Raw genomic sequence first — 22,560 nt, forward strand, 5'->3', positions numbered from 1 at the left:
TACCCAGGCCCAGGGCCCGAGGCGAATCGTCGCCCAGAAAAGCTGCCATGAAGCGTGACCGAAAATGACTATATGGTCATTAAGTGACGTAAAGGGCGGATATTGATGCTGTTGCGGCTAGGGCAAAGCTGCTAGGCTCGCAGGGCCGGTTCACTGCTGATCACGGCACTCTCCCATGACAATAACCAAGAGCAGGAGCGGGCTGCATGATGCCGAATTTCTGGAGTGACAAGTATCCTGAGGGCATCCAGACAGACATAGACCTGGACCGTTATCGCAACGTCCTGGCGGTGTTTCGCGAGGCCTGCCAGACCTACGCCGAACGCCCGGCGTTCAGCAACCTGGGGCGGACGCTGAGCTACCGTGAACTCTATGAGCTGTCCGGTCAGTTCGCTGCCTACCTGCAGAAGCACACCGATCTGCAACCGGGCGATCGCATCGCGGTACAGATGCCCAATGTGCTGCAGTATCCGGTGGTGGTCTTTGGCGCCATGCGCGCCGGCCTGGTGGTGGTCAATACCAACCCGCTCTACACCGCCCGCGAGATGCAGCATCAGTTCAAGGATTCCGGCGCCCGGGCGCTGGTCTGCCTGGCCAACATGGCGCACCTGGCCGAGCAGGTGCTGCCGCAGACCGACATCCGCCACGTCATCGTCACCGAGGTCGGCGACCTGCTGCCGACCTTCAAGCGACTGCTGGTCAATGCCGTGGTGCGCCACGTCAAGAAGATGGTGCCGGCCTACCGCATTCCCCATTCCATCCGCTTCGTCGATGCCATGACCAAGGGCGAGCACGTCGATTTCGTCGACGCCGACCCGGCGGCGGAAGACGTCGCCGTGCTGCAGTACACCGGCGGCACCACCGGCATCGCCAAAGGCGCCATGCTGACCCATCGCAACCTGGTGGCCAACATGCTGCAGTGCCAGGTGCTGATGACCAAGTACCTGGGCGGCGGTGCTCAGGTCATGATCGCGCCGCTGCCGCTCTACCACATCTATGCCTTCACCATTCACTGCATGGCCATGCTGATCCAGGGCAACCATAACGTCCTGATCACCAATCCGCGCGATTTGCCGGCGCTGGTCAAGGAACTCAAGCAGTGGCGCTTCAACGGCTTCGTCGGCCTCAACACCCTGTTCGCCGCCCTGTGCAACAGCGAGGATTTCCGCCAGCTGGATTTCTCCCAGCTCAAGGTGACCTTTTCCGGTGGCATGGCGCTGCAGCAATCCGTGGCCCTGCGCTGGGAAGAGGTCACCGGCTGCGGCATCTGCGAAGGCTACGGCATGACCGAAACCAGTCCGGTGGTGAGCTTCAATCCGCTGGAGCGTCGTCGGCTGGGTACCATCGGCATGCCGGTGCCGGGTACCGACTGCAAGGTGGTGGATGCCGATGGCGTGGCCCAGGGTTTCGACACCCCTGGCGAACTGTGCGTCAAGGGTCCCCAGGTGATGAAGGGCTACTGGCTGCGGCCCGAGGCCACCGCCGAGGTGCTCGACGCCGAGGGTTGGCTGCGCACCGGCGACATTGCCGTGATCGAGCCGGATGGCTATCTGCGCATCGTCGATCGCAAGAAGGACATGATTCTGGTCTCCGGTTTCAACGTCTATCCCAACGAGCTGGAAGAGGTTCTTTCCCAGCTGCCTGGCGTGCTGCAATGCGCGGCCATCGGCATTCCCGACGAGGTGGCGGGAGAGAAGATCAAGGTGTTCGTGGTGCCCAGACCGGGTGCTTCCCTGACCACCGAGCAGGTGCTCAGGCACATGCACGATCATCTCACCGGCTACAAGCGACCCAAGCTGGTGGAATTTCGCGACAGTCTGCCGACCACCAACGTCGGCAAGATCCTGCGCCGCGAACTGCGTGACGCCGAACTCAAGAAGACGTAACAGCGGTTCGGTATGCCCCCAAGCCGCTACCTCTCGTCGACTGGTAGCGGCGCGGCACCTCGTCAAGCATGGTTTTCGCAAGAGGTTCGGGTATAAACCGCAGGCGGCATTTTGCCGCCATCACCTCAGACCTCTCTCCTCGGGGACACACCATGCGAATTCGCGTACGCCAGGCCTTGCTGGGCCTTCTGCTGCTGGGCTCGACCGTGCTGGGCCAGGCTCACGCCGGCGAGCCCATCCGCGTCCTGTTCGTGGGCAATAGCTACACCTTCGTCAACGATCTGCCGGCGATGGTCCGTCAAATGTCCGTCGAGGCCGGTCAGTCGCGCCCCTTGGACGTCAAGCATGTGACCTTCAGTGGTGCGAGCCTCGAACAACACTGGAAGCGCCACGACGTGCAGGACGAGCTGGCCAAGGCCAACTACGATTACGTGGTGATCCAGGACCACAGCATGATGCCGGTGAAGAATCCCGACCTGACCCGTCAGTACGTGCGCCTGATCGCCGACCTGGCGCGCAAGGACGGCGCCCAGCCGATCCTCTACCTGACCTGGGCGCGGCAGAACAATTCGACCATGCAGGCCCAGCTGGACAGCGTCTACACCCCCCTGGCCAAGGAGACCGGCGCGCTGCTGGCACCCGTGGGCCAGGCCTGGCAGAAGGCCTTGGCCGATCAGCCGCAACCCGGGCTGTTCCTGCCCGATGGCAGCCATCCGTCCTTCACGGGTACCTACCTGACCGCCTCGGTGTTCTATGCGCTGATCTATGGCACCCGTCCGCCGCTGCCGGCTGCGGGGGAGAAGATCAAGTTCGATCACGCCGATCCGGCGGATCTGCAGCAGGATGCCTGGAAGGCCCTGCAGTCCCTCGACATGGCCCTGCGTACCCCGCCGGCCAAGCTGAACATGGCCAGCGTCCAGGCCAAGCGCTGATCCGGTACCGCCCTTGCGCGACCAGACGTCGCGCAAGGGCGTGCAGCCCCGCTGTTTTCCGCCCGCCGTTCTTGTAAAGCCCCGCCTTACCCCCCAACTCTTTTACACTTACCGGTCCAAGCGACCGCCGTCGAAAGAGTTTCATGACCGATACCCCCTCCGTTGCCCGTCTTGCCGCCAATCTGGATCAGGCCTTCAACGCCGATCGCCATCGCCTGAGGCGCCAGCTCCAGGCCCTGCAGAAACAGCCCGATCCGACCCGCGAGGCCCAGTGGCTGGAGCGTTTCCAGGCCTCCTGCGCCAAGGTCGAGGCACGGCGTGCCAGCGTGCCGAGTATCCGCTACGACGACGCCCTGCCCATCGCCGCCAAGCGCGAGGAGATCAAGCGCGCCATCGAAGGCCATCAGGTGGTGGTGATCGCCGGTGAGACCGGCTCGGGCAAGACCACCCAGCTGCCGAAGATCTGTCTGGAGTTGGGCAGGGGCGTGCGCGGCCTGATCGGCCACACCCAGCCCCGCCGGCTGGCGGCGCGCAGCGTGGCCGCCCGGGTGGCCGAGGAAATTGGCTCGCCCCTGGGCGAACTGGTGGGCTATCAGGTGCGTTTCGAGGACCAGAGCACCGATGCCAGCCTGATCAAGCTGATGACCGACGGTATCCTGCTGGCCGAGACCCAGCACGACCGCTTTCTCGAACGCTACGACACGATCATCGTCGACGAGGCCCACGAGCGCAGTCTCAACATTGATTTCCTGCTGGGATTTCTCAAGACCCTGCTGCCGCGCCGGCCCGATCTCAAGCTGATCATCACCTCGGCCACCATCGACCTGGAGCGCTTCTCCCAGCATTTCGACGGCGCGCCCATCGTCGAGGTATCCGGACGTACCTATCCGGTGGATACCTGGTACCGCCCCCTCAGCGCCGAGGTGGACGAAGACGGCGAGCGGCTGGTGGACGATCTCTCGGTGGATCAGGGCATCCTTCAGGCGCTGGACGAGATCGAAGCCCACGAGCGCAGCGTCGGCCAGCGCCCGGGCGATGTCCTGGTGTTCCTGCCGGGTGAACGGGAGATCCGTGACTGCGCGGAGGTCTTGCGCAAGGCTCAGCTCCGATTCACCGAGGTCTTGCCGCTCTATGCGCGCCTGACCCCGGCCGAACAGCAGAAGATCTTCCAGCCGCGCCCCGGGCGCAAGATCGTGTTGGCCACCAACGTTGCCGAGACCTCGCTGACCGTGCCGGGCATCCGCTACGTGATCGACAGCGGCACGGCGCGCATCAGCCGCTACAGCTACCGCGCCAAGGTCCAGCGGCTGCCGATCGAAGCCATCTCCCAGGCCAGCGCCAACCAGCGCAAGGGCCGCTGCGGCCGGGTCGAGCCCGGCATCTGCATTCGCCTCTACAGCGAGGAGGACTTCCTCGGTCGCCCGACCTTTACCGATCCGGAGATCCTGCGCACCAACCTGGCAGCGGTGATCCTGCAGATGCTGCACCTGCGCCTGGGCCGCATCGAGGACTTTCCCTTCATCGAGCCGCCGGATGGCAAGGCGATCAAGGACGGCTTCACCCTGTTGCAGGAGCTCTCGGCAGTGGATGTCGAGGGTCGACTGCTGCCCCTGGGTCGGCAACTGGCGCGCCTGCCGGTCGATCCACGTCTGGGCCGCATGCTGCTGGAGGCGACGGAGCAGGGCAGTCTCGCCGAGGTGCTGATCGTTACCAGCGCCCTGTCGGTGCAGGACCCGCGCGAGCGTCCGGCGGATCGCCAGACCCAGGCCGATCAGGCCCACGCCCAATGGAAGGACCCGGATTCGGACTTCGCCGCCCTGGTCAACCTCTGGCACGGATTCGAAGAGCAGCGCCAGGCGCTGGGTTCCAATGCCCTGCGCAGCTGGTGCCGCAAGCACTTCCTCAATTATCTGCGGTTGCGCGAATGGCGTGATGCCCATCGCCAGCTGACTCTGCTGTGCCGCGAGCTGGGACTCAAGGCGCGCAAGACAGAGAACCCATCGCCGGCGTCCGCGGAGACTGTCGACAAGCCGGTGCTCACCACCGACAAGCGCGTCAACGCCAAGGCCCAGCAACAGGCGGAGGCCAACGAGGCAGCGGTGCGCGCCCGCGGTTATGCGGCGCTGCACAAGGCCATTCTGGCCGGTCTGCTCAGCCAGATCGGCCAGAAGAGCGAGGACGGTGACTACCTAGGTGCCCGGCAGCGGCGCTTCTGGATCCATCCCAGCAGCGTCATCGGTCGCAAGAAGCCCACCTGGATCATGGCCGCCGAACTGGTGGAAACCACCAAGCTGTTCGCCCGCATGGTGGCCAAGATCGAACCGGACTGGATCGAGCCGGTGGCCGGCCATCTGGTCAAGAAGACCCACCTGGAACCCCATTGGGAGAAGAAGCGCGGCCAGGTGGTGGCCTTTGAGCAGGTCACCCTCTATGGCCTGATCGTGGTGGGTCGCCGTCCGGTGCACTTCGGCCCCATCGATCCGCCTGCTGCCCGCGAGCTGTTTATCCGTGAGGGCCTGGTGCGTGGCGAGATCAATAGCCGCGCCAAGTGCCTGGCCGCCAACCGGGCACTGCTGGAGCGGCTGGACGAACTGGAAGCCAAGGCACGGCGCCGCGACATTCTCGCCGACGAGGAGACGCTGTTCGACTACTATGCCGCGCGGCTGCCGGCGGACGTCTACCAGACCGCCACCTTCGACAGCTGGTACCGCCGCGAGAGCGCCAAGCAGCCCGACCTGCTGCTGATGCGCGAAGAGGACGTCCTTGCCCGCGAAGCCAGTGAGGTCACCGCGACCCAGTACCCGGACACTCTGCGCCTGGGCGAACTGATCCTGCCGCTGTCCTACGAATTCGATCCGACCCATCCGCGCGACGGCGTCACCCTGCGGGTGCCCGCGCCGCTGCTGCCGCAGCTACCGCCCCAGCGCCTCGACTGGCTGGTGCCCGGCCTGTTGTACGACCGCTGCGTGGCGCTGGTGCGCAACCTGCCCAAGGCGTTGCGCAAGAACTTCGTGCCGGTGCCGGATTTCGTCCGCGCCGCCCTGGACAAGATCCCCTTCGGCGAGGGGTCGCTCCACGAAGCCCTGGGGCGTGAGCTGCAGCGCATGACCGGCGCGCGCATTCCCGACGAAGCCTGGCCGGAAGCCGAAGCCGGCCTGGACCCTCATTTGCGCATGAATCTCGAAGTCGTCGATGCCCAGGGCAAGCCCCTGGGCGAAGGTCGCGATCTGGCCGAGGTGACGGCGCGCTTCGCCCAGGAAAGCCAGGCGGCACTGGCGCTACCGACACAGAAGCGTCAGGAGCAGCGCCCGGTGGAGGCCAAGGCCTTCGCCGAGGTGGCGGCCAAGACCCAGCAGCAGGTGGCAGGGCTGTCGATGACGGTCTATCCGGCACTGGTGGACGAGCAGGGCACCGTACGCGAAGGCCGCTTTGCCACCCAGGCCGAGGCCAGCTACCAGCACCGGCGGGCGCTGCAGCGACTGCTGCTGCAGCAACTGACCGAGCAGGCCAAGTTCCTGCGCGGCAAGTTGCCCGGCCTCACCGAGCTGGGCCTGCTGCATCGTGAACTGGGGCGTCCGGAAGCCCTGGTGGAAGACATCCTGCTGGCCAGCCTGGATGCCGCTATCCTCGCCGACGAGGCCCAGCTGCCACGGGATGGTGCCGGGCTGGCCTCCCTTGCCGAGAGACGCAAGGCGGGCTTGACCGAACAGGCCGAACGCATCGCGCGCCTGACCCTGGAGATCCTCAAGCTCTGGCATGGCCTGCAGAAGAAATTCAAAGGGCGCATCGACCTGGCCCAGGCGGTGGCCCTGAACGACATCAAGGCGCAATTGGCCAGCCTGGTCTATCCCGGCTTCGTCCGGGACACGCCACTGGAATGGCTCAAGGAATACCCGCGCTACCTCAAGGCCATCGAGCAGCGCTTCGACAAGCTCGGCGGCCAGGTACAGCGTGATCGCGTCTGGAGCGGCGAGCTGGCCGGACTCTGGGAGCAGTACCGCGCCCGCGCTGCCAAGCATGGCCAGGAGGGCAAACGCGACGCCAATCTGGAGCTCTATCGCTGGATGCTGGAAGAGTACCGGGTGTCACTCTGGGCCCAGCAACTGGGGACCCGGATGCCGGTGTCGGACAAGCGCTTGAACAAGCAGTGGAGTCAGGTGGAAGCCTAGCGGGTCATCCATCGGAAGGGACGCGTGCAAGGGCCTGGGGCTGGCATAGTCGAGGCCATGACCCAGGCCTGTTTTCGCTTCCATGGCGCCCTCGAACGCTTCCTGGCCCCGGCCCATCGTGGTCGGACGGTCTGGGTCGAGTGCGCCTCGGTGGCAAGCGCCAAGCATCAGATCGAAGCACTCGGCATACCCCATACCGAAGTGGGACTGTTGCTGATCAATGGCCAGGCCGGCAGCCTGAAACAGCGTCTGCGAGAGGGCGATCAGGTGGTCGTCCATCCCGCCATGGCGATCGCGAGGGATGAAAAGCGGCCTGGCGATCTACCAATTGCGCCTCCGCGCTTTGTCGCTGACGCCCACCTGGGTGCCCTGGCGCGGCGGCTGCGCATGGCCGGTTTCGATACCCTATACGACAATGCCTACGCCGACCCGGCGCTGGCCGAGTTGGCCAACCGTGAGGCACGCTTTCTGCTCACCCGGGATCGCGAATTGCTCAAGCGGCGCCAGGTGGTGCAGGGCTGCTATATCCATGCACTGCGGCCTGAAGCCCAACTGAGTGAACTGTTCGAGCGACTGGCCTTGCGCCACTGGGCCACGCCCTTTACCCGTTGCTTGACCTGCAATGCGGAGTTGCAGCCTGTCGCTCTCGAGCAGGTCAACGAGCGCATCCCTGTACGGGTTCGCGCCCGTCACCAGGCCTTTCTCCACTGTCCAGCGTGCGACAAGCTGTTCTGGGAGGGCAGCCACTGGCGCGCCATGCGCGAGCGGCTGGCCCTGCTGGGGGCCTGAGCTAGCGCGGCAATACTTGGCGTAGCGAACCACCCACATCCGGCAGGTCCATCTCGATACGCCGCCACCAGGCTTCGGCAAAGCTGTAGAGGGCGAAGGCGATCAGGCCGAGGCCGACCACCAACAGGATCAGCGCACCGAAGGGCAGGTTCTGCAGGCCGTTCAGCGCATCCTTCATGCCTGGCGGGTGCAGCGCCTGATAGCGCGAACCGCTGACCACCAGCAGGACTGCGATCTCGACGAAGGCTACCCCGCGGGCGATCAGGCCGAAGCGACCGATAGGGCGGATCAGCCGCAGTTGTTCGGGACTGGCCTCAAGGTAGCGCTCGAAGCTGGCCTTCCAGCCCTTCACGAAGTGCGCGAGCCCTACACCCAGGGGGATCAACGCGGCGACGTACACCAGCAGGTTGGAATAGGGCCAGCTGAGCAGCATCTGTAGAAAGTCATTGGTGTCGCCACCCGAGCCGCCACCCTGGCGGAGGCCGCTGATCAGCAGGCCCAGGGCGAAGAAGGCGAGGGCGCCATAGGTGATACCGCCTACCAGCAGGCCGGCGCGAATCACCAGGCCCTTGGGCTTGTTGCCATGGCCATCGACGTCGCGCAGTGCCTGGAGGATGCGCCAGGCCGCAAAGGCGACCAGGCCGACCACCACCAGCCCGACCAGGAAATGGCCGAAGGGCTGGGCGAGCAGGGCTTCCAGGCTGTCATGGCTGTCCGCCGGCTGGCCGGAACCGCGCGCCGCCAGCAGGGCGAGCACGCCGATGATGAGATAGACGAGGCCACGAGCGGCGTAGCCGCCGCGAGCCAGCAAGGTAAGTCCGGTACGAGTGTGCATCTGTTATGCCCTGTTACATTCTGCCTTGTACTGACCGGTGGCCCGCGTACGGGTTCTAATGGCCGGACGGACGTTCTCCGAGGACTGGCAGCGGGCGGGTTTTGGCCTTAGGCTCGCACCCTTTGCCCCGGCGACCGGTTCATGGACAAAGCGCGACTGCTTCCCCTCATTCTTCAGGCCCTGGAAGGCGACCGTGATGTCATCAGCCAGCAGCTGACAGCCAGCCACGAAGCGGCCACCCATAGCGAAAGCAAGGCCGAGAACAAGTACGACACCCGCGGCCTGGAAGCGGCCTATCTGGCCGACGGCCAGCGCCGGCGTCTGCACGAGATCGAGCTGGCCCTGGCCGCCTACCGGACGCTGACGCCTGTACCCATGAGCGATGGCATCCGGGTCGGCGCCCTGGTCGAGTTGGCCACCGCAACGTCCAGCCGCTGGCTGTTCCTCGGCCCGGACGCGGCAGGGCTCAAGGTCAGGCTCGATGGCCAGGACGTGCTGGTGATCTCGCCGCGCGCGCCCCTGGGTCAGGCGCTGCTGGGTCGCGAGGAGGGTGATGAGGTGGCGGTGACGGTGGAAGGAAAGGTGCACCGGCAGGAGATCGTGGCGGTGTACTGAGCGTCAGGCTGCTCCCAAGGACTGCCGTAGGTTGGGTTGAGCGTTAGTGAAGCCCAACAGAGCCTAGCCTCGGTACGGGTCCTGTTGGGCTTCGACGATGGAGCCGTCTCAGCCCAACCTACGAGCATCGCCGCCAAAGGACCGTAGGTTGGGTTGAGCGTTAGCGAAGCCCAACAGGGCCTAGCTTCGGTGCGGGTCTTGTGGGGCTTCGACGATGGAGCCGTCTCAACCCAACCTACGCTCCTCTGCGACCAAGGACTCAGGCTTCGACGCCCTCCACCGATCGGGTAGCCCGGGGCGGGGTTGCCTCTTCCTTTTCCTGCTTGGGCCGGTGCTGATCCAGCCAGGCGCGACCCTGGTTCTGGGCCTCGTCGACCTTCTTGTCTAGCTCGTCGAGGGTCCCGCCCAGGGTTTCCCGCACCTGTTCACGAGCGGCTTCTTCCACCTTGGTGGCGAAGCTGTCCGCCGCCTTCTCGGCGCTGTCACAGCCGCCGAGGCCCAGCAGCAGGAGAATGCCGGCGAGGCCGAGCGTGGCTTTGAAGCTCATGGTCGTCTCCCGTTCACGAAGGCTTGTTCAAGGAGTCACGGGTTTCGTGACCGGTCGACGCAGGCTTCGCCTCGCCGCGCGTCTTGTACAGCGAGACGAGTACGCCACCAGCCAGCAGGCCCAGGGTCACGCTCAGGGAGATCGCCGGCGGGATCTTGCCGATGATGCCCACCAGGAAGATCTTGCAGCCGATGAACACCAGCACCAGCGCCAGGGCGTACTTCAGGTAGGCGAAGCGGTGGATCATCGCCGCCAGGGCGAAGTACAGGGCGCGCAGGCCGAGGATGGCGAAGACGTTGGAGGTATAGACGATGAAGGGGTCCTGGGTGATGGCGAAGATCGCCGGCACGCTGTCCACCGCGAACACCAGGTCGGCGCATTCGATCACGATCAGCGCGAGGAACATCGGCGTCACCCAGAGCACCGTCTTGCCGCTGGCGTCGGGCTGGCGCACGAAGAAGTGCTCGCCGTGCAGCTCATCGGTCACCCGCAGCTTCTTGCGCAGGAATTTGATGAAGACGTTGTCGTCGAGCTTGGGTTCTTCGTCCACCTTGGCGAACAGCATCTTGACCCCGGTGATCACCAGGAAGGCGCCGAAGACATAGAGGATCCAGTCGAACTGGTGGAGCAGGGCGGCGCCCAGGCCGATCATGATGGCGCGCAGTACGATCACCCCGAGGATGCCCCAGAATAGCACCCGGTGCTGGTACTTACGCGGGATGGCGAAGAAGCTGAAGATCACTGCCATCAGGAAGACATTGTCCATGGACAGCGACTTCTCGATCAGGAAACCGGTGACGTAGTCGAGGCTGGCATCGGCGCCCTTGAGCTGCCAGACGAAGAGGGCGAACAGCAGGCCTGCGGTTATGTAGCCGGCGGACAGCAGCAGGCTCTCCTTTACCTCGATGGGCTTGTTCTCCTTGTGGAGGACACCCAGGTCGAAGGCCAGAAGGGCGATGACTACGGCGAAGAAGGTGAGCCACATCCAGGTGGCGGTGCCGAGGAAGTCGGCGAAGAAAAATTCATGCAGGGCGTTCATGAGCCCCTCCTTAGTCAAGTTTCAAGACTATGACTCGACATGGCGGCACACGCCGTCAGAGGGGCCCGGGTCACCCAGACAGGATTTCGAACTCGGGTACGTTCGGCAAGGGTGGCAGTTTTACAAAATGCAACCGCTCTAGGTCAGGCCTCCCGGGAAGAGTGATGGCCGGTGATCAGCCAGCGGCCTTCGATCTGCTCGAAGGTGAAAAGGAAGCGCGCAGGCACGCTGATCACCTGCTCGCCTTCACGGTAGTGAAAGACGTAGAGACCGCCGACGACCACGGTGCTGAGCTTGCTGCTGACCCTTTTCTTGAAGATCTGCACGTCGCAGACCAGTCCTTCGTTGGCGAGGAAGTTGCGGAAGTACTCGCGCCGGCTGTCCTCGCAGTCCCGCACCTCGTTGGATAGCGTGGGGACCAGAATGGCGTCCGGCGCATAGAGGGCAAGAATGGCTTCCACATCACGGGTGGCGACGGTTGCGGCCCAGGTGTGCAGGGCCGCCTTGGCCCCGGCGAGGCTGGCGATCTCCTCGTTGGAGCGGGCAGGGGAAATGGCTACGGACACAGGGTAATCCTCCGGCGAGCATGGAATTGTTATAATATAACAATCCGCTTCGGACGAGCACGTTGTGGCAGCAGATTGCCTAAAGGCGATGTCGGCAGGAGGCGTTCAGGTCATGGAGGAGGGACGTCGCCGTCGGACGCCGGCGACGGAGGTGTCTGGCGTCTCAGCGATTTTCCACTTTCGAGCGCAGCGGAATTTCCTCGCGGGAGTCCGTCTGGGTGACGTCCTGGCCGACCATCTCTTCGTAGACCGCTGGCTGGGCGATGAACAGCCGCACGTCCTTGACGTCATCGAGAATACGGCGGGCTTCTTCCACCGAAGCCACGTGCAGGGTGGCACCCTTGTCATCCGCCACCGGCATCGAGGTACCTTCCACCAGCGCGTGGATGACGTAGGAGCCACCCTCCATGGACACCAGATTGACTTCCTTGACCGCACCGGCCTTGATCTGCTGATTCAGCTCTTTGACATTCATCGAGACACCTCGGTTATCACGCTAACAAGCCCCGCGCAATGGCAGGGAAGATAGGGATTCGAGGCGGGAGCGGGGGCGGGAGTTCCGATGCGGCTGCTGCCATCGCGCGTTCTGTTCAAGACACTAGTAGCCCGTCATCTCCAGATAGCCCATCCCCTTGGCACTGCCCTCCACGCTCACCGGGCCTTCCCAGTAGGGCGTGCCCAGGGCCATCCAGGCGTCGGGATTGACGGCAACGATGCGCAGGTCGATGTTCTGCCCGGGAAGGACGATGGACCAGCGTACCGGAACCTCGCGTCCGGCAACCGAGTGGGTAGCCTGGGGTGTGAGGCGGATGTCGCCTGGCTGCAGGGGCTGGTTGTGGCCGTTGGCGGCGATCAGGTTGCCGAACAGGTAATGCTGGCCATCAGCCTGGCGCAAGCGATAGAGCATCAGCTGGCGACCGTCGTCCAGGTGCAGGGAAAACCAGTCCCAGCCGAGCTGGTCCGCGGCCAGGTGCTGGCTGCTCCACTCGCGATCGAGCCAGGCCTGGCCCTTGACCGGGATGCGTCGCCCTTCGATCTCCAGTTCGCCCTGCGCCTGGAAGAAGGGCTGGCTGTAATAGTAGGACGCCTGACCGCTGGCGGATTTGCGACTCACGCCGCCTTCGCCCTGGAGCACCAGCGGGCCGGTCGCCGCGAGATCTAGTCGGTAGGCAAAGCCCGGACCTTGGGCCTGGACCTGCGCCTGTCCGGCCAGGTCCCCTGTCAGACTCCAGTTATCGATCCAGGCAGAAAAGGGTGCGGCGGTCACACCGGCCTGGCCGATGCCGCCACGCCCCTGGGTCTGGGCGGAGAACTGCCGCGTCTCGGTGGTGAGACCGGCGTGGCCCAGCCAGAGATTGCCGTTGCGCCAGCCAGGCTGATGGGCGCCGGGCCTCAAGGCGCTGCGAAACAGCGTCCACTGGGCGCCATAGTGACGCCCTTCGGCGTCGCTGAGGTTGGCCGTGACGTACCACCATTCGATGCGGAAATCCGGATGGGCACCATGATCGGCCGGAAAGCTGAAGACCTTGCCGGGGACCACGGCTGCGAAGTTTTCGCTGCCCTGACCAAGACCAGCGAAGCCGTTGGTGGCCTGCTTGTCATCGCAGCCGGTGAGCAGCAGGAGCGCGACCAGCAGGATCCTAGCGTTCATTACCGAGCTCTCGCAGCAGATCCAGGGGTTGACTGCGCTGCAGGCGCAACAGCGGCCAGGCAGCGGCTAGCAGCGTAGCCACCAGGGCGATCGCGGACAGCGCCAGCAGTTGCCCGGGAAAGACCTGCAGCGGCAGGCGCCAGCCAAAGGCCTGGACGTTCACCACGGCGACCAGGCACCAGGCGAGCAGGATGCCCAGGGGGATGGCGAGGGCCAGGGTAAGCAGCGCAAGGCCCAGCAATTGCCCCAGACTGAGCAAGATCAGCCGCGGACGCTCGATGCCCAGCGCCCAGAGCGGCGCGAGTTGGCCGAGGCGCCTTTGCGCCTGGCCGAGCAGGGCGATGAACAGGGCCAGACCGGCCACAGCCAGGGTCAGGGCATTGAGCGCGGCGGTGGCGCTGAAGGTGCGTTCGAAGACCTGATCGGCATAACGGCGCAGCTGGCCCTGGTCGATGGAGCGACTGGCGTCCAGGCCGAAGCGCTGCTGCAGACCTGCTCGCAAGGCCTCCACCTGGTCGGGTGCCATGCGAATGACGATGCGAACCAGGGTGGCGTCTGGCCATAGCGCCCGCAGACGCGCCTGGGACAGCAGCAGATGTCCGTGGGGATTGCCGTAGTCGGCGTAGGTGGCGAGTACGGGGGCGGACCAGCGTCCCTGGCTGCCCAGCAGTTCGACAGGCTGTCCCTTGGCTAGCTGAAGGTGCCGGGCCAGTTGTTCGCTGAGCATCACTCCCTCGCCCGCGAAGAAGGGCGTCCAGGCGTCGCCACCGGCATCGAGCAGTGGCCAGTGCTCGCGATAGAGGTCAGCGTCCACTACAGCGCTTAGGGTAGTCGGCTGGCCCTGCAGTCTGGTCTCCAGCTCGTACACCGGCAGCACGGCGCGCACGCTGGGCTGCCGGGGCAGCCAGTCGAGCAGGGCGGTTGCCTCCTTGGCGTCCGCTGGGCGCAGATAGAGTTCGGCGGCCAGGCGCTGATCGAGCCAGGCGTCGAAGGTGCGACGAAAGCCCTCGGTCATGCTGCCGGCGCCGACGTTTGCCGCCAGGGCCAGGAGCAGCGCCATCAAGGCCTGGGACAGCCCCGGGAGCTGTTGCCGGGCATCGGCCAGGAACCACCGTGCCAGTGGTCGACGGGCCCGTTTGAGCGACAGGTCCAGCAAGGCGCTCAGCAGGGGTGGCAACGCCAGGGCAGCCGCCAGCAGGAGGCAGCCGAGCAAGGCGAGGCCACTGGCCAGGCTGTTGCCTCCCAGCAGAAGACCCAGCGCCACCAGCCCTACCAGCACAGCGGCCAAAGCCTGGCGTCGGAGCCAGCGGCCGTGGGCCGCGCGCCAGGCTTCGCCTTGGGCGAGAGCCAGCAAGGGCAGGCGTGCCGCACGCCAGAGACCATCGGCGCCCGCCAGCAGGGCACCGCCCAGGCTGAGGCCGAGGCCCGCCAGCCACCAGGCCGGGCTCAGGGTCAGGGTGCCGGCGACTTCGGCGCCATAGAGCCCGCGCAGGCTGGCCGCTACGTCCGGCAGCAGCAGCGCGGCCAGGGCGTAGCCACTGGCCACGCCCAGGGCGCCCGCCACCAGCGCGATGAGCGCAAGTTCCAGGGTCAGTGCCAGGACCAGGGTCGAGGCGGACAGCCCGCAGGCCCGCAGCGTGCGCAGTAGCGAGCGCCGTTGTTCCAGGGCCAGGCCAGTCGCCGCGTGGACGATGAACAAACCTACGGCAAAGGCCAGCAGGCCAAGCGCCAGCAGGTTGAGGTGGAAGCTGTCGGTCAACCGATCCAGTTCGGCGCCCTGGTCGTTTTCCACCCGCTGCAGTGGCTCGCCGTCGAGCCTGGGCAGGTCGCGTTGGAAGGCCTTTGGCATGATCAGTCGGGAGAGCTGCTCGGGAGCCTCCAGCAGGCGCTGGGCCTGACCGATGTCCACTACCAGGGTGCCAGGTGCCAGCCCGGGGCGGGGCTGCAGGGGCGGCAGGGCCAGGCCGTCCGCCCGGTGCAATACCTCGTTGGCCTGGAGGTGCCATTCACGCAAGGTTTCCGGTGCGACCCAGGTGGCACCCGCCGGACTGAGAAAGTCGAATAGCGCCTCGGGCGGGGCGCTGGCTGCGACGCCCTGGTCGCTGGGCAGGGTGACAGGTTCTATGCCCAGCAGCGGTACCGGGCGTTCGTGTCCGGCCAGCGCCAGGCGACCCTGCAACACGGGAGATACCGGCCAGCCCTGGCGACGCAGCTCGACGAACAGCGATTGGGGAAAGCGCTTGCCGTCGCGGGTCTCCAGGCTGGACTGGTCGGCGCCGAACAGGGCGCTGGCCTGGGCATAGCTCTGCCGGGCCTGGGCGTTGAGTGCCAGCACCCCGATCAATAGGGTGGTCGCGAGCCAGAGTCCTGCCAGCAGTCCGACGAGCTGCAGGGGATGCCGCCGCCAGTGGCTGACCAGGCTACGCAGACTCCAATAGAGCAGCCTCATGCTGGGGGCACGGTGACGCCGCCGAGGCGACCCCGTTCCAAGTGCAGGGTGCGATCGAGATGACCGGCGATGCGCGCGCTGTGGGTGACCATCAGCAGGCTGCTGCCGGTTTCGCCCACCAGCTCCAGCATCAGCGCGAGGGCCTGGTCGCCGCTCGCCTCGTCCAGGTTGCCGGTGGGTTCATCGGCCAGCAGCAGCGGCGGGCGCGAGGCCAGGGCGCGCCCCAGGGCCACGCGTTGCTGCTGTCCACCGGACAGCTGCTCGGGGTAGCGATCCAGCAGGTCGGCCAGACCCAGGCGCTCGGCCAGCTCGGCCTGCCAATGGGCATCATGGCGACCGGCCAGCCTTGCCTGGAAGGCGAGGTTATCGGCCACCGTCAGGCTGGCGATGAGGTTGAATTGTTGGAAGATCAGGCCGATGCCCTCGCGGCGCCAGGCGGCCAGGGCTCTTTCGTTGAGGCTGGAAAGCACCTGGCCATTAGCCTCGATACGACCGCGGTCAGAACGGTCCAGGCCGGCGACCAGGTGCAGCAGTGTGCTCTTGCCACTGCCGGATTCGCCCATCAGCGCCAGGCTGGCACCCCGGGCCAGGCTGAGATCCACGCCACGTAGCACCGGCAATGGGCCCTGGGGGGTTGGATAACTCTTGTGCAGATCGGTGATGGTCAGCATCGCGCCTCCAGCGCCGGTCGTGGTCTGCAATCGACCGGACGTGGGCGGCGACGTTCAGCGTGGCTAGTGACGTTTGGTTTTGACCTTGCCGGCTTTTTCGTCTTCCTCGCGTTGCAGGCGCTCGCACTTGCGCACCATGGTGAGGTAGTACACGGCGCTACCGGCGAACAGAATGATGGGCAGGGCCATGGACATCTCCAGCAGGCTGCCCGGGAAGGCGCCGGGTACCCAGTGGTGATAGAGCAGGATACCGATCGCCAGCAGCACCGAGTACAGCAGGCCGTAGCCCGCGGCCTTGCGCGATTCGCGAGCGAGGTCGAGGGGCGGACGGTTCAGATCGTTGGGCTCGAACATGGAGGTCTCTGGCAGGCACGGAAGAAGGCGCTAGTTTAACGCCTGGACTCGTGCCGGTCGCCACTGCTCGGGCGCCTCGGACAAGACGTCGCAGGGGCTGCCTGCCGCTTGTTCACGCGATGTTCAGGCAGACCTAAGCTTGAAATCTTATCCTTTGCAGCCATTTAGAGGCCTGGCGATGGCAAGCGAGCAGGTCTCCTTGTAAGCTCGATCAGGTTTTTGAAACGCGCACGATGCGCACGGATAAGGAATCAACATGAAACAGTATCGGTTGGCAGCAGCAGTGGCCCTGGTGGGTCTGGTTCTGAGCGGCTGCGACTCCAAGCCCAAGGTCGAGCTGGAAAGCCCGGCTCAGAAGGCGTCCTACGGCATCGGTCTGAACATGGGCAAGAGCCTGGCTCAGGAAGGTATCGATGACCTGGATCCCAAGGCCGTTGCTCTGGGTATCGAAGACGCGGTAGGCAAGAAGGATCAGAAGCTGACCGATCAACAGCTCACCGAGGCCTTCGCCGCGCTGCAGAAGCGTGCCGAAGAGAAGATGACCAAGGTCAGCGAAGACAACGCCAAGGCCGGCAAGAAATTCCTCGAGGAAAACGGCAAGAAGCCTGGCGTGGTCACCACCGCCTCCGGCCTGCAGTACGAAGTGGTCAAGAAGGGCGATGGCCCGCAGCCCAAGCCCACCGACGTGGTCACCGTGCACTACGAGGGCAAGCTGGTCGACGGCACCGTGTTCGACAGCTCCATCAAGCGTGGCACCCCGATCGATCTGCCGGTCAACGGCGTGATCCCGGGCTGGGTCGAGGCGCTGCAACTGATGCATGTCGGCGAGAAGGTCAAGCTGTACATTCCTTCCGAGCTGGCCTACGGCGCCCAGAGCCCGAGCCCGGCGATTCCGGCCAACTCCGTGCTGGTATTCGACCTGGAACTGCTGGGCATCAAGGACGCCGCCGCCGCGGACACCGAAGACGCTCCGGCCGCTCCGGCTGCCGATGCTCCGGCTGCTGCCGAAAAGGCTCCGGCCAAGAAGTAAGCTGCTGCCGCTCCGCCAAACGCCCTGCTTGCAGGGCGTTTTACATTGGGCGCCGGGAAACCCTGAGGCGGCGGCGCGATCAAAGTTGAGGTGCGAGGCCCTGTGCCAAACAGGCCCCTGCCCAACGTTGTCTCCTGCCAGAGGTGTCCATGAAGCCGCCGAAGAATTTTGATCGCTATCTTGGTATCGCCCAACGGCTGCTGGTCCGTGGCCGACTGCCGGCCCTGTTGCTGGGGGTCGCACGCAAGACCAGCAAGCGTGGCCTCAAGCTGGGCGAGGCACGCGATACCCTGAGCCTGTTCCATCAGCTGCTGCTGGCCTGGTGGCGCGGCCAGTATCGCGGGGTCAGTCGCAAGACGCTGCTGACCGTCGCTGGCGGTCTGGTCTACTTCCTGTTGCCCATCGACCTGATTCCCGACTGGGTGCCCATGTTCGGGCTGCTCGACGACCTCGCCGTCCTCGCCTGGATCGGCAAGGCCTGCAGTGATGAGCTGGACGGCTTTCGTGCCTGGCGCGCCAACCGTACCGCGAGCCAGCAGGCTGCCCTGGCAGCGCTGCCTGACAAGCATGAGCGGCCGGCGACAGGTGTCGCTCTCGATCAACTGCGGGACTAGGGACTCTTGAGCGTACGTATCAGCCGCCAGCATTGGTTGGCCTTGCTGGACGAACTGGAAAGCGCCAGGCGTAGCCGTAGCCTGCTGACCTATCGCTCGGTGATCGAGCGGCTGGGCCTACCCCAGCCGGCGATGGTGACCCTGACGACCGCCCTGGAGTACCTGGCCGCCCTGGACCGTCGCGAGGGGCGCCCCTTGCGCAGTGCCCTGGTGGTGAGCCAGAGCGGCACCCGCATCCCTCGTGAAGGCTTCTTCGACTGTGCAATGCGACTAGGCGCCCTGGAAGGCTCGCCACCGGTGACCGATGCGGTTAGCTGGCACGCGGCGGAAGTAACCCGGGTGTTCGAACACCGCTATCCCGATCACCGCCAGGAATAGGCGTCAGGCGCGCATCAGGTGCAGGCTGTAGCCGGGAACCAGTTTGGCATTGCGCTTGGCTTCCGAGGCCAGACCAGCCAGCCCGCTGGCGTCCACCCGCTTGCCGGCGTCCTTGTCCAGCTCCACCACGCCAAGCGATAACGACAGCAGTGGATACTCCCGCCGGCGACCGTCCCGGTCGTAAGCCAGGAAGCAGCCGGCCTCCAGGTGTTCGCTGCGATAGAAGTGGCGGCAACGCTCCTGGAAGGCTGCCATCAGGCCATTGAGCCGCTGCCGCCAGTCCGTCGAGCCCAACACCACCAGGAAGTCGTCGCCGCCGATATGGCCGACGAAATCCTGCTGTGGGTCCAGGCGCTCGGAAAGAGTCTGCGCCAAGCACAGCAGCACCTCGTCACCCTTGGCATAGCCATAGAGGTCGTTGAAGGGCTTGAAGCCGTCGATGTCGACATAGCACACGACGGCTTCACGCTGCTGATCCAGCAGGCGGGTCAGGCATTGCTGGATGGGCACGTTGCCCGGCAGCTGGGTCAAGGGGTTGGCGTGTTTGGCCTGCTGGATGCGCTGCTCGGTGATCAGGCGCAAGACATCCATCACCCGGCCTACGCCGACATAGCGACCGCCCTCGGTGATGATGAAGTCTTCTTCGATCCGCTGGCGGGCGCGAGTGGTGAGCAGGCGGCTGACCTGTTGCAGCGACTGCGTGCTCTCGCTGGCGAGGAAGTCCTGGCTCATCAGCCGGGCGATGGGTTTGCGGGCGAACACCTCGTGGGCGAAGGGTTTGAGCAGTGCCGAGCTCAGTTCGTGGTGATGAACGATGCCCACCGGGCGGTCATCGCTATCCACCACCGCCAGGGTATTGAGGCTGGGTTGCAGGCGAAAGCGCTCCAGCACGTCGGGGATCAGCATGTCTTCACCCACGGCGACCTGTTCCACCCTGAGGCTGGCTACAGTGGTCGATTCCTCGGCGAGGTCCGGGCTGCGGGTGATCATGACCGGTAACAGGGTCTGAATTTCACGGGGTGGCGTCGCGGTTGGGCGACCCAGCAGGTAGCCCTGCACCAGATCGACGCCCATGTTCGCCAGGGTGGACAGCTCTTCGTGGGTTTCGATGCCTTCGGCGATCACCTTGGCCCGAGAGACCTCTGCCATCTTCAGGATGGAGCCGACGAACTCGCGTTTCACCTTGTCGCGATGGATCGACTCGATGAAGTGCCGATCGATCTTGACGAAGTCCGGACGTAATTCCGACCAGCGCCTGAGGCTGGAGTAGCCGGCACCCAGGTCGTCGAGGGCGATGGAGAAGCCCATGGCGCGGTAGTGGTGCAGGGCGGTGGCCAGTAGCGCGAAGTCGTCGATGGGCGCCTGTTCGGTCAGTTCGATCACCACCTGGGCGGGGGAGAGTCCGAGGCGCTGCAGCAGCTTGAGGGTCTGGCCGGACTGGTGCGCCGGCTCCAGCAGGGTTTCCGGGCAGACATTGAGAAACAGCAGACCGTCCAGCGCCAGTTCGCGAAAGCTCTGGCAGGACTGGTGACGCGCGGCGATTTCCAGCTCGGAGAGCCGACCGGCCTGGCGGGCGGTGGCATAGAGCGGCAGCGGGGAGTGCAGGGGCGTATTGGAAGCTCCCCGGATGAGGGCTTCATAGCCCAGGATGCGTCGTTCGCTCAAGGACACTATGGGTTGAAAGAGCGAATGCAACTCGCGGTTGACGAGAATGCGATCCAACACTCCAGCCTGGTCGTTAAGCGTCATGGTAAGCCTGCAAGAACCCGAAAACGAAAATGCCCGGGGGTCGCACTTGGCGACCCCCGGGCATTTCACGACAGAGATATGACGCTTTGATGTCAGCGCTTGGGCGGCGTCTTGCTCAGGTCCAGATAGTCCAGCAGCACGTGACCGGATTCCATCAGGTAGGCGTCGTCCTGGGGCTTGGTCTTGTCGTCATCGATCGCCGGATTGTCTTCGTCGATCTTCTTCAGCTCCTTGAGCGGGGCTTCACCCTTGCCCTTGCGTCGCTCGTTTTCCATGGCCAGCTGGCGATTATCCAGCGCGGTCTGTTCGGCGCGACGCTTCTGCTCGTTGAGGCTGACGGTGGTATCCGCCGCCAGCTCCTGGGCCAGCTTGAGCCGTTCCCGGGCGAAGATGAAATCCGGATCCTTCTGTATCCGCACGTCATGGCGCTTGACCAGGTCCGGCAGGTAGTTGGCGAAGGGGTTGCTCAGGCCGGTTACCGCTGGGGCGATGGTGTCCCAGGGCATGGAATCGGGCAGGGCGCTCTCGCCGATTTGCTTGGTGTCCACCACTGCCGGGTAGTCGATGTCCGGCAGGACGCCCTGGTGCTGGGTGCTCTGGCCGGAAACGCGGTAAAACTTGGCGATGGTCAGTTTCAGCTCGCCGTGGTTGAGTGGCTGGATGGTCTGCACGGTGCCCTTGCCGAAGGTCTGGCCGCCGACGATCAGGGCGCGGTGATAGTCCTGCATGGCGCCGGCGAAGATCTCCGAGGCCGAAGCGGACAGGCGATTGACCAGCACGGTCAGCGGGCCCTTGTAGAAGGCGCCACCTTCGTCATCGGCCAGCACCTCGACCTTGCCGTCGCCATTGCGTACCAGCACGGTGGGACCCTGGTCGATGAACAGGCCGGTCAGCTCGGTAGCTTCCTGCAGGGAGCCACCGCCGTTGTTGCGCAGGTCCAGGACGATGCCGTCGACCTTTTCCTTCTGCAGTTCGCCGATGAGCTTCTTCACGTCACGCGTGGTGCTCTTGTAGTTCGGGTCGCCAGCGCGATAGGCCTTGAAGTCCAGGTAGAAGGCCGGCACGTCGATCACGCCGAGCTTGTAGTGCTTGCCCTCGTGGGGAACGTCGATGACGTGCTTCTGGGCAGCCTGCTCTTCGAGCTTGACCGCTTCGCGGGTAATGGCGACGACCTTGGTCTTCTGGTCGTTCGGCGCATTGCTCGCGGGGATGATCTCCAGCCGCACCTTGGAGCCCTTGGGCCCGCGGATCAGCTTGACCACTTCGTCCAGGCGCCAGCCGACCACGTCGACCATTTCACCATCGCCCTGGGCGACGCCGACGATCTTGTCCGCCGGAGCGATCTGCTTGGACTTATCCGCCGGGCCCGCCGGCACCAGACGCAGGATCTGCACGTAGTCGTTGTCGTTTTGCAGCACCGCACCGATGCCTTCCAGCGACAGACTCATGTTGATGTCGAAGTTTTCCGCGCTTTCCGGCGAGAGGTACTGGGTATGCGGATCATAGGACTCGGCGAAGGCGTTGATGTAGGTCTGGAAGACGTCTTCGCTACGGGTCTGGTTGAGGCGCGCCAGCTGATTCTTGTACCTCTTGGTCAGCTGCTGCTGGATCTGCTGATCGGTCTTGCCGGACAGGCGCAGGCGCAGGACTTCGTCCTTGAGCTTGCGATGCCAGAGATCGTCCAGCGCGGCGGTATCCGCCGGCCAGGCAGCCTTTTCGCGATTGGTGTCGAAGGACTCGTCGGCGGTGAAGTCGAGCTTGCCGATGCCGGCGTTGAGCAGGCCCAGACCATAGTTCAGCCGCTCGGTCATGCGCTGGGCGTAACGACGGTAGATGGCGAAGCCCGGTTCGAGATTGCCCTGCTTGAGGTAATCATCGAAGCGCGTGCGCGCCGCATCGAATTCGCGAATGTCGGCCGCATTGAAATACAGCCGGCCGGGATCAAGCATCTTCAGATAGCTGTCGTAGATCTTGATCGACTGAGCATCGTTGAGCGGCGGCTTGCTGTAATGATGACGCTTGAGCAGCTCGACGATGTTGAGGCTGGCGATCACCTGATCACGGTCGGGTTGCAGCTTCTCGGCGCCAACCGGCGCGTTGGGCTTGGCGAAGAGGGGCGTTGCGCTGACGCCAAGCAGGACAACGAGGGCGGTACGGGACAAGAGCTGCTTCATGTGTATTCGACTAATGCACGGAAAGGAATAGGCTATAGGCCCCACCCGGCCCGGGCGGTTCCGCGGCCAGGGGACATATGACAGGCACTGACGAAAGTCGTCTGGCGGCGGT

Annotated in this window: 19 protein-coding genes; 8 read left to right on the forward strand and 11 right to left on the reverse strand. The window is 64.9% G+C overall.

The window, feature by feature from the left end; genetic code table 11:
* Positions 1 to 206: 206 nt before the first annotated feature.
* The 4 genes from ACUCV0_RS03880 to ACUCV0_RS03895 all read left to right on the forward strand — a co-directional run bounded on the left by ACUCV0_RS03880 (position 207) and on the right by ACUCV0_RS03895 (position 7,776).
* A complete protein-coding gene (locus tag ACUCV0_RS03880) occupies positions 207 to 1,886 on the forward strand; it encodes an AMP-binding protein (RefSeq protein WP_482212044.1) in 1,680 nt (559 codons plus the stop codon).
* 152 nt (positions 1,887 to 2,038) lie between these two features.
* The gene (locus tag ACUCV0_RS03885; RefSeq protein ID WP_482212045.1) at positions 2,039 to 2,818 is read left to right on the forward strand and encodes an SGNH/GDSL hydrolase family protein; all 780 of its coding nucleotides are present in this window, start codon (positions 2,039 to 2,041) and stop codon (positions 2,816 to 2,818) included.
* A 143-nt stretch (positions 2,819 to 2,961) separates the two neighbouring features.
* Positions 2,962 to 6,987, forward strand: coding sequence for an ATP-dependent RNA helicase HrpA (hrpA, locus tag ACUCV0_RS03890; RefSeq protein WP_482212046.1), 4,026 nt, complete (start codon positions 2,962 to 2,964; stop codon positions 6,985 to 6,987).
* Positions 6,988 to 7,044: 57 nt separating this feature from the next.
* On the forward strand, positions 7,045 to 7,776 hold the full coding sequence (locus tag ACUCV0_RS03895) for a Mut7-C RNAse domain-containing protein (protein WP_482212047.1): 732 nt from the start codon (positions 7,045 to 7,047) through the stop codon (positions 7,774 to 7,776).
* A 1-nt stretch (position 7,777) separates the two neighbouring features.
* Here the strand turns inward: ACUCV0_RS03895 and ACUCV0_RS03900 are convergent, their stop codons facing one another.
* Positions 7,778 to 8,611 carry a DUF1206 domain-containing protein gene (locus ACUCV0_RS03900; protein ID WP_059314479.1) on the reverse strand — a complete coding sequence of 278 codons (834 nt, stop codon included), beginning with the start codon at positions 8,609 to 8,611 and terminating at the stop codon, positions 7,778 to 7,780.
* Positions 8,612 to 8,752: 141 nt separating this feature from the next.
* On the opposite strand from ACUCV0_RS03900, the gene ACUCV0_RS03905 reads away from it, so the two are divergent.
* Positions 8,753 to 9,226 carry a GreA/GreB family elongation factor gene (locus ACUCV0_RS03905; protein WP_313648771.1) on the forward strand — a complete coding sequence of 158 codons (474 nt, stop codon included), beginning with the start codon at positions 8,753 to 8,755 and terminating at the stop codon, positions 9,224 to 9,226.
* A gap of 259 nt (positions 9,227 to 9,485) precedes the next feature.
* Here the strand turns inward: ACUCV0_RS03905 and ACUCV0_RS03910 are convergent, their stop codons facing one another.
* The 8 genes from ACUCV0_RS03910 to ACUCV0_RS03945 all read right to left on the reverse strand — a co-directional run bounded on the left by ACUCV0_RS03910 (position 9,486) and on the right by ACUCV0_RS03945 (position 16,503).
* On the reverse strand, positions 9,486 to 9,773 hold the full coding sequence (locus tag ACUCV0_RS03910; protein ID WP_059314481.1) for a hypothetical protein: 288 nt from the start codon (positions 9,771 to 9,773) through the stop codon (positions 9,486 to 9,488).
* Positions 9,774 to 9,786: 13 nt separating this feature from the next.
* Positions 9,787 to 10,812 (reverse strand): TerC family protein, encoded by a 1,026-nt coding sequence (locus ACUCV0_RS03915; RefSeq protein WP_482212048.1) that lies wholly within the window; start codon positions 10,810 to 10,812, stop codon positions 9,787 to 9,789.
* Between the two features lie 143 nt (positions 10,813 to 10,955).
* Entirely contained in the window at positions 10,956 to 11,378 is a 423-nt protein-coding gene (locus ACUCV0_RS03920; RefSeq protein WP_059314483.1) for a DUF4440 domain-containing protein, read from the reverse strand.
* A 163-nt stretch (positions 11,379 to 11,541) separates the two neighbouring features.
* Positions 11,542 to 11,853, reverse strand: a complete 312-nt coding sequence (locus ACUCV0_RS03925; RefSeq protein ID WP_059314484.1) for a DUF6482 family protein — start codon at positions 11,851 to 11,853, stop codon at positions 11,542 to 11,544.
* A 123-nt stretch (positions 11,854 to 11,976) separates the two neighbouring features.
* Positions 11,977 to 13,029 (reverse strand): lipocalin-like domain-containing protein, encoded by a 1,053-nt coding sequence (locus ACUCV0_RS03930; RefSeq protein WP_482212049.1) that lies wholly within the window; start codon positions 13,027 to 13,029, stop codon positions 11,977 to 11,979.
* On the reverse strand, positions 13,019 to 15,478 hold the full coding sequence (locus ACUCV0_RS03935; RefSeq protein WP_482212050.1) for an FtsX-like permease family protein: 2,460 nt from the start codon (positions 15,476 to 15,478) through the stop codon (positions 13,019 to 13,021). Before ACUCV0_RS03935 ends, ACUCV0_RS03930 begins: the two co-directional genes overlap by 11 nt.
* On the reverse strand, positions 15,475 to 16,149 hold the full coding sequence (locus ACUCV0_RS03940) for an ABC transporter ATP-binding protein (RefSeq protein ID WP_434776349.1): 675 nt from the start codon (positions 16,147 to 16,149) through the stop codon (positions 15,475 to 15,477). The genes ACUCV0_RS03935 and ACUCV0_RS03940 overlap by 4 nt, the downstream gene beginning before the upstream one ends.
* A gap of 63 nt (positions 16,150 to 16,212) precedes the next feature.
* The gene (locus ACUCV0_RS03945; RefSeq protein WP_271654576.1) at positions 16,213 to 16,503 is read right to left on the reverse strand and encodes a hypothetical protein; all 291 of its coding nucleotides are present in this window, start codon (positions 16,501 to 16,503) and stop codon (positions 16,213 to 16,215) included.
* Between the two features lie 256 nt (positions 16,504 to 16,759).
* Between ACUCV0_RS03945 and bamJ the strand changes: the two genes are divergently transcribed.
* The 3 genes from bamJ to ACUCV0_RS03960 all read left to right on the forward strand — a co-directional run bounded on the left by bamJ (position 16,760) and on the right by ACUCV0_RS03960 (position 18,525).
* Positions 16,760 to 17,533, forward strand: coding sequence for a BamJ family beta-barrel-assembly machinery protein (gene bamJ, locus ACUCV0_RS03950; RefSeq protein ID WP_482212051.1), 774 nt, complete (start codon positions 16,760 to 16,762; stop codon positions 17,531 to 17,533).
* Between the two features lie 149 nt (positions 17,534 to 17,682).
* Entirely contained in the window at positions 17,683 to 18,147 is a 465-nt protein-coding gene (locus ACUCV0_RS03955) for a YkvA family protein (RefSeq protein WP_482212052.1), read from the forward strand.
* Positions 18,148 to 18,153: 6 nt separating this feature from the next.
* Positions 18,154 to 18,525 (forward strand): hypothetical protein, encoded by a 372-nt coding sequence (locus ACUCV0_RS03960; protein ID WP_271654578.1) that lies wholly within the window; start codon positions 18,154 to 18,156, stop codon positions 18,523 to 18,525.
* A 3-nt stretch (positions 18,526 to 18,528) separates the two neighbouring features.
* Here the strand turns inward: ACUCV0_RS03960 and ACUCV0_RS03965 are convergent, their stop codons facing one another.
* Positions 18,529 to 20,274 carry a bifunctional diguanylate cyclase/phosphodiesterase gene (locus ACUCV0_RS03965; protein ID WP_482212053.1) on the reverse strand — a complete coding sequence of 582 codons (1,746 nt, stop codon included), beginning with the start codon at positions 20,272 to 20,274 and terminating at the stop codon, positions 18,529 to 18,531.
* A gap of 92 nt (positions 20,275 to 20,366) precedes the next feature.
* Positions 20,367 to 22,448: a carboxy terminal-processing peptidase gene (locus ACUCV0_RS03970; protein WP_059314498.1), complete on the reverse strand. Its 2,082-nt coding sequence runs from the start codon at positions 22,446 to 22,448 to the stop codon at positions 20,367 to 20,369.
* Between the last annotated feature and the right edge of the window lie 112 nt (positions 22,449 to 22,560).

The sequence above is a fragment of the Pseudomonas sp. VMV1 genome (assembly GCF_056790235.1).

What these genes read in the sequence shown, in the direction of transcription:
- ACUCV0_RS03880 (WP_482212044.1), top strand. Translation starts at nt 207, where the DNA reads ATGATGCCGAATTTCTGGAGTGACAAGTATCCTGAGGGCATCCAGACA.
- ACUCV0_RS03885 (WP_482212045.1), top strand. Translation starts at nt 2,039, where the DNA reads ATGCGAATTCGCGTACGCCAGGCCTTGCTGGGCCTTCTGCTGCTGGGC.
- hrpA (WP_482212046.1), top strand. Translation starts at nt 2,962, where the DNA reads ATGACCGATACCCCCTCCGTTGCCCGTCTTGCCGCCAATCTGGATCAG.
- ACUCV0_RS03895 (WP_482212047.1), top strand. Translation starts at nt 7,045, where the DNA reads ATGACCCAGGCCTGTTTTCGCTTCCATGGCGCCCTCGAACGCTTCCTG.
- ACUCV0_RS03900 (WP_059314479.1), bottom strand. Translation starts at nt 8,611, where the DNA reads ATGCACACTCGTACCGGACTTACCTTGCTGGCTCGCGGCGGCTACGCC.
- ACUCV0_RS03905 (WP_313648771.1), top strand. Translation starts at nt 8,753, where the DNA reads ATGGACAAAGCGCGACTGCTTCCCCTCATTCTTCAGGCCCTGGAAGGC.
- ACUCV0_RS03910 (WP_059314481.1), bottom strand. Translation starts at nt 9,773, where the DNA reads ATGAGCTTCAAAGCCACGCTCGGCCTCGCCGGCATTCTCCTGCTGCTG.
- ACUCV0_RS03915 (WP_482212048.1), bottom strand. Translation starts at nt 10,812, where the DNA reads ATGAACGCCCTGCATGAATTTTTCTTCGCCGACTTCCTCGGCACCGCC.
- ACUCV0_RS03925 (WP_059314484.1), bottom strand. Translation starts at nt 11,853, where the DNA reads ATGAATGTCAAAGAGCTGAATCAGCAGATCAAGGCCGGTGCGGTCAAG.
- ACUCV0_RS03930 (WP_482212049.1), bottom strand. Translation starts at nt 13,029, where the DNA reads ATGAACGCTAGGATCCTGCTGGTCGCGCTCCTGCTGCTCACCGGCTGC.
- ACUCV0_RS03935 (WP_482212050.1), bottom strand. Translation starts at nt 15,478, where the DNA reads ATGAGGCTGCTCTATTGGAGTCTGCGTAGCCTGGTCAGCCACTGGCGG.
- ACUCV0_RS03940 (WP_434776349.1), bottom strand. Translation starts at nt 16,149, where the DNA reads ATGCTGACCATCACCGATCTGCACAAGAGTTATCCAACCCCCCAGGGC.
- ACUCV0_RS03945 (WP_271654576.1), bottom strand. Translation starts at nt 16,503, where the DNA reads ATGTTCGAGCCCAACGATCTGAACCGTCCGCCCCTCGACCTCGCTCGC.
- bamJ (WP_482212051.1), top strand. Translation starts at nt 16,760, where the DNA reads ATGAAACAGTATCGGTTGGCAGCAGCAGTGGCCCTGGTGGGTCTGGTT.
- ACUCV0_RS03955 (WP_482212052.1), top strand. Translation starts at nt 17,683, where the DNA reads ATGAAGCCGCCGAAGAATTTTGATCGCTATCTTGGTATCGCCCAACGG.
- ACUCV0_RS03965 (WP_482212053.1), bottom strand. Translation starts at nt 20,274, where the DNA reads ATGACGCTTAACGACCAGGCTGGAGTGTTGGATCGCATTCTCGTCAAC.
- ACUCV0_RS03970 (WP_059314498.1), bottom strand. Translation starts at nt 22,448, where the DNA reads ATGAAGCAGCTCTTGTCCCGTACCGCCCTCGTTGTCCTGCTTGGCGTC.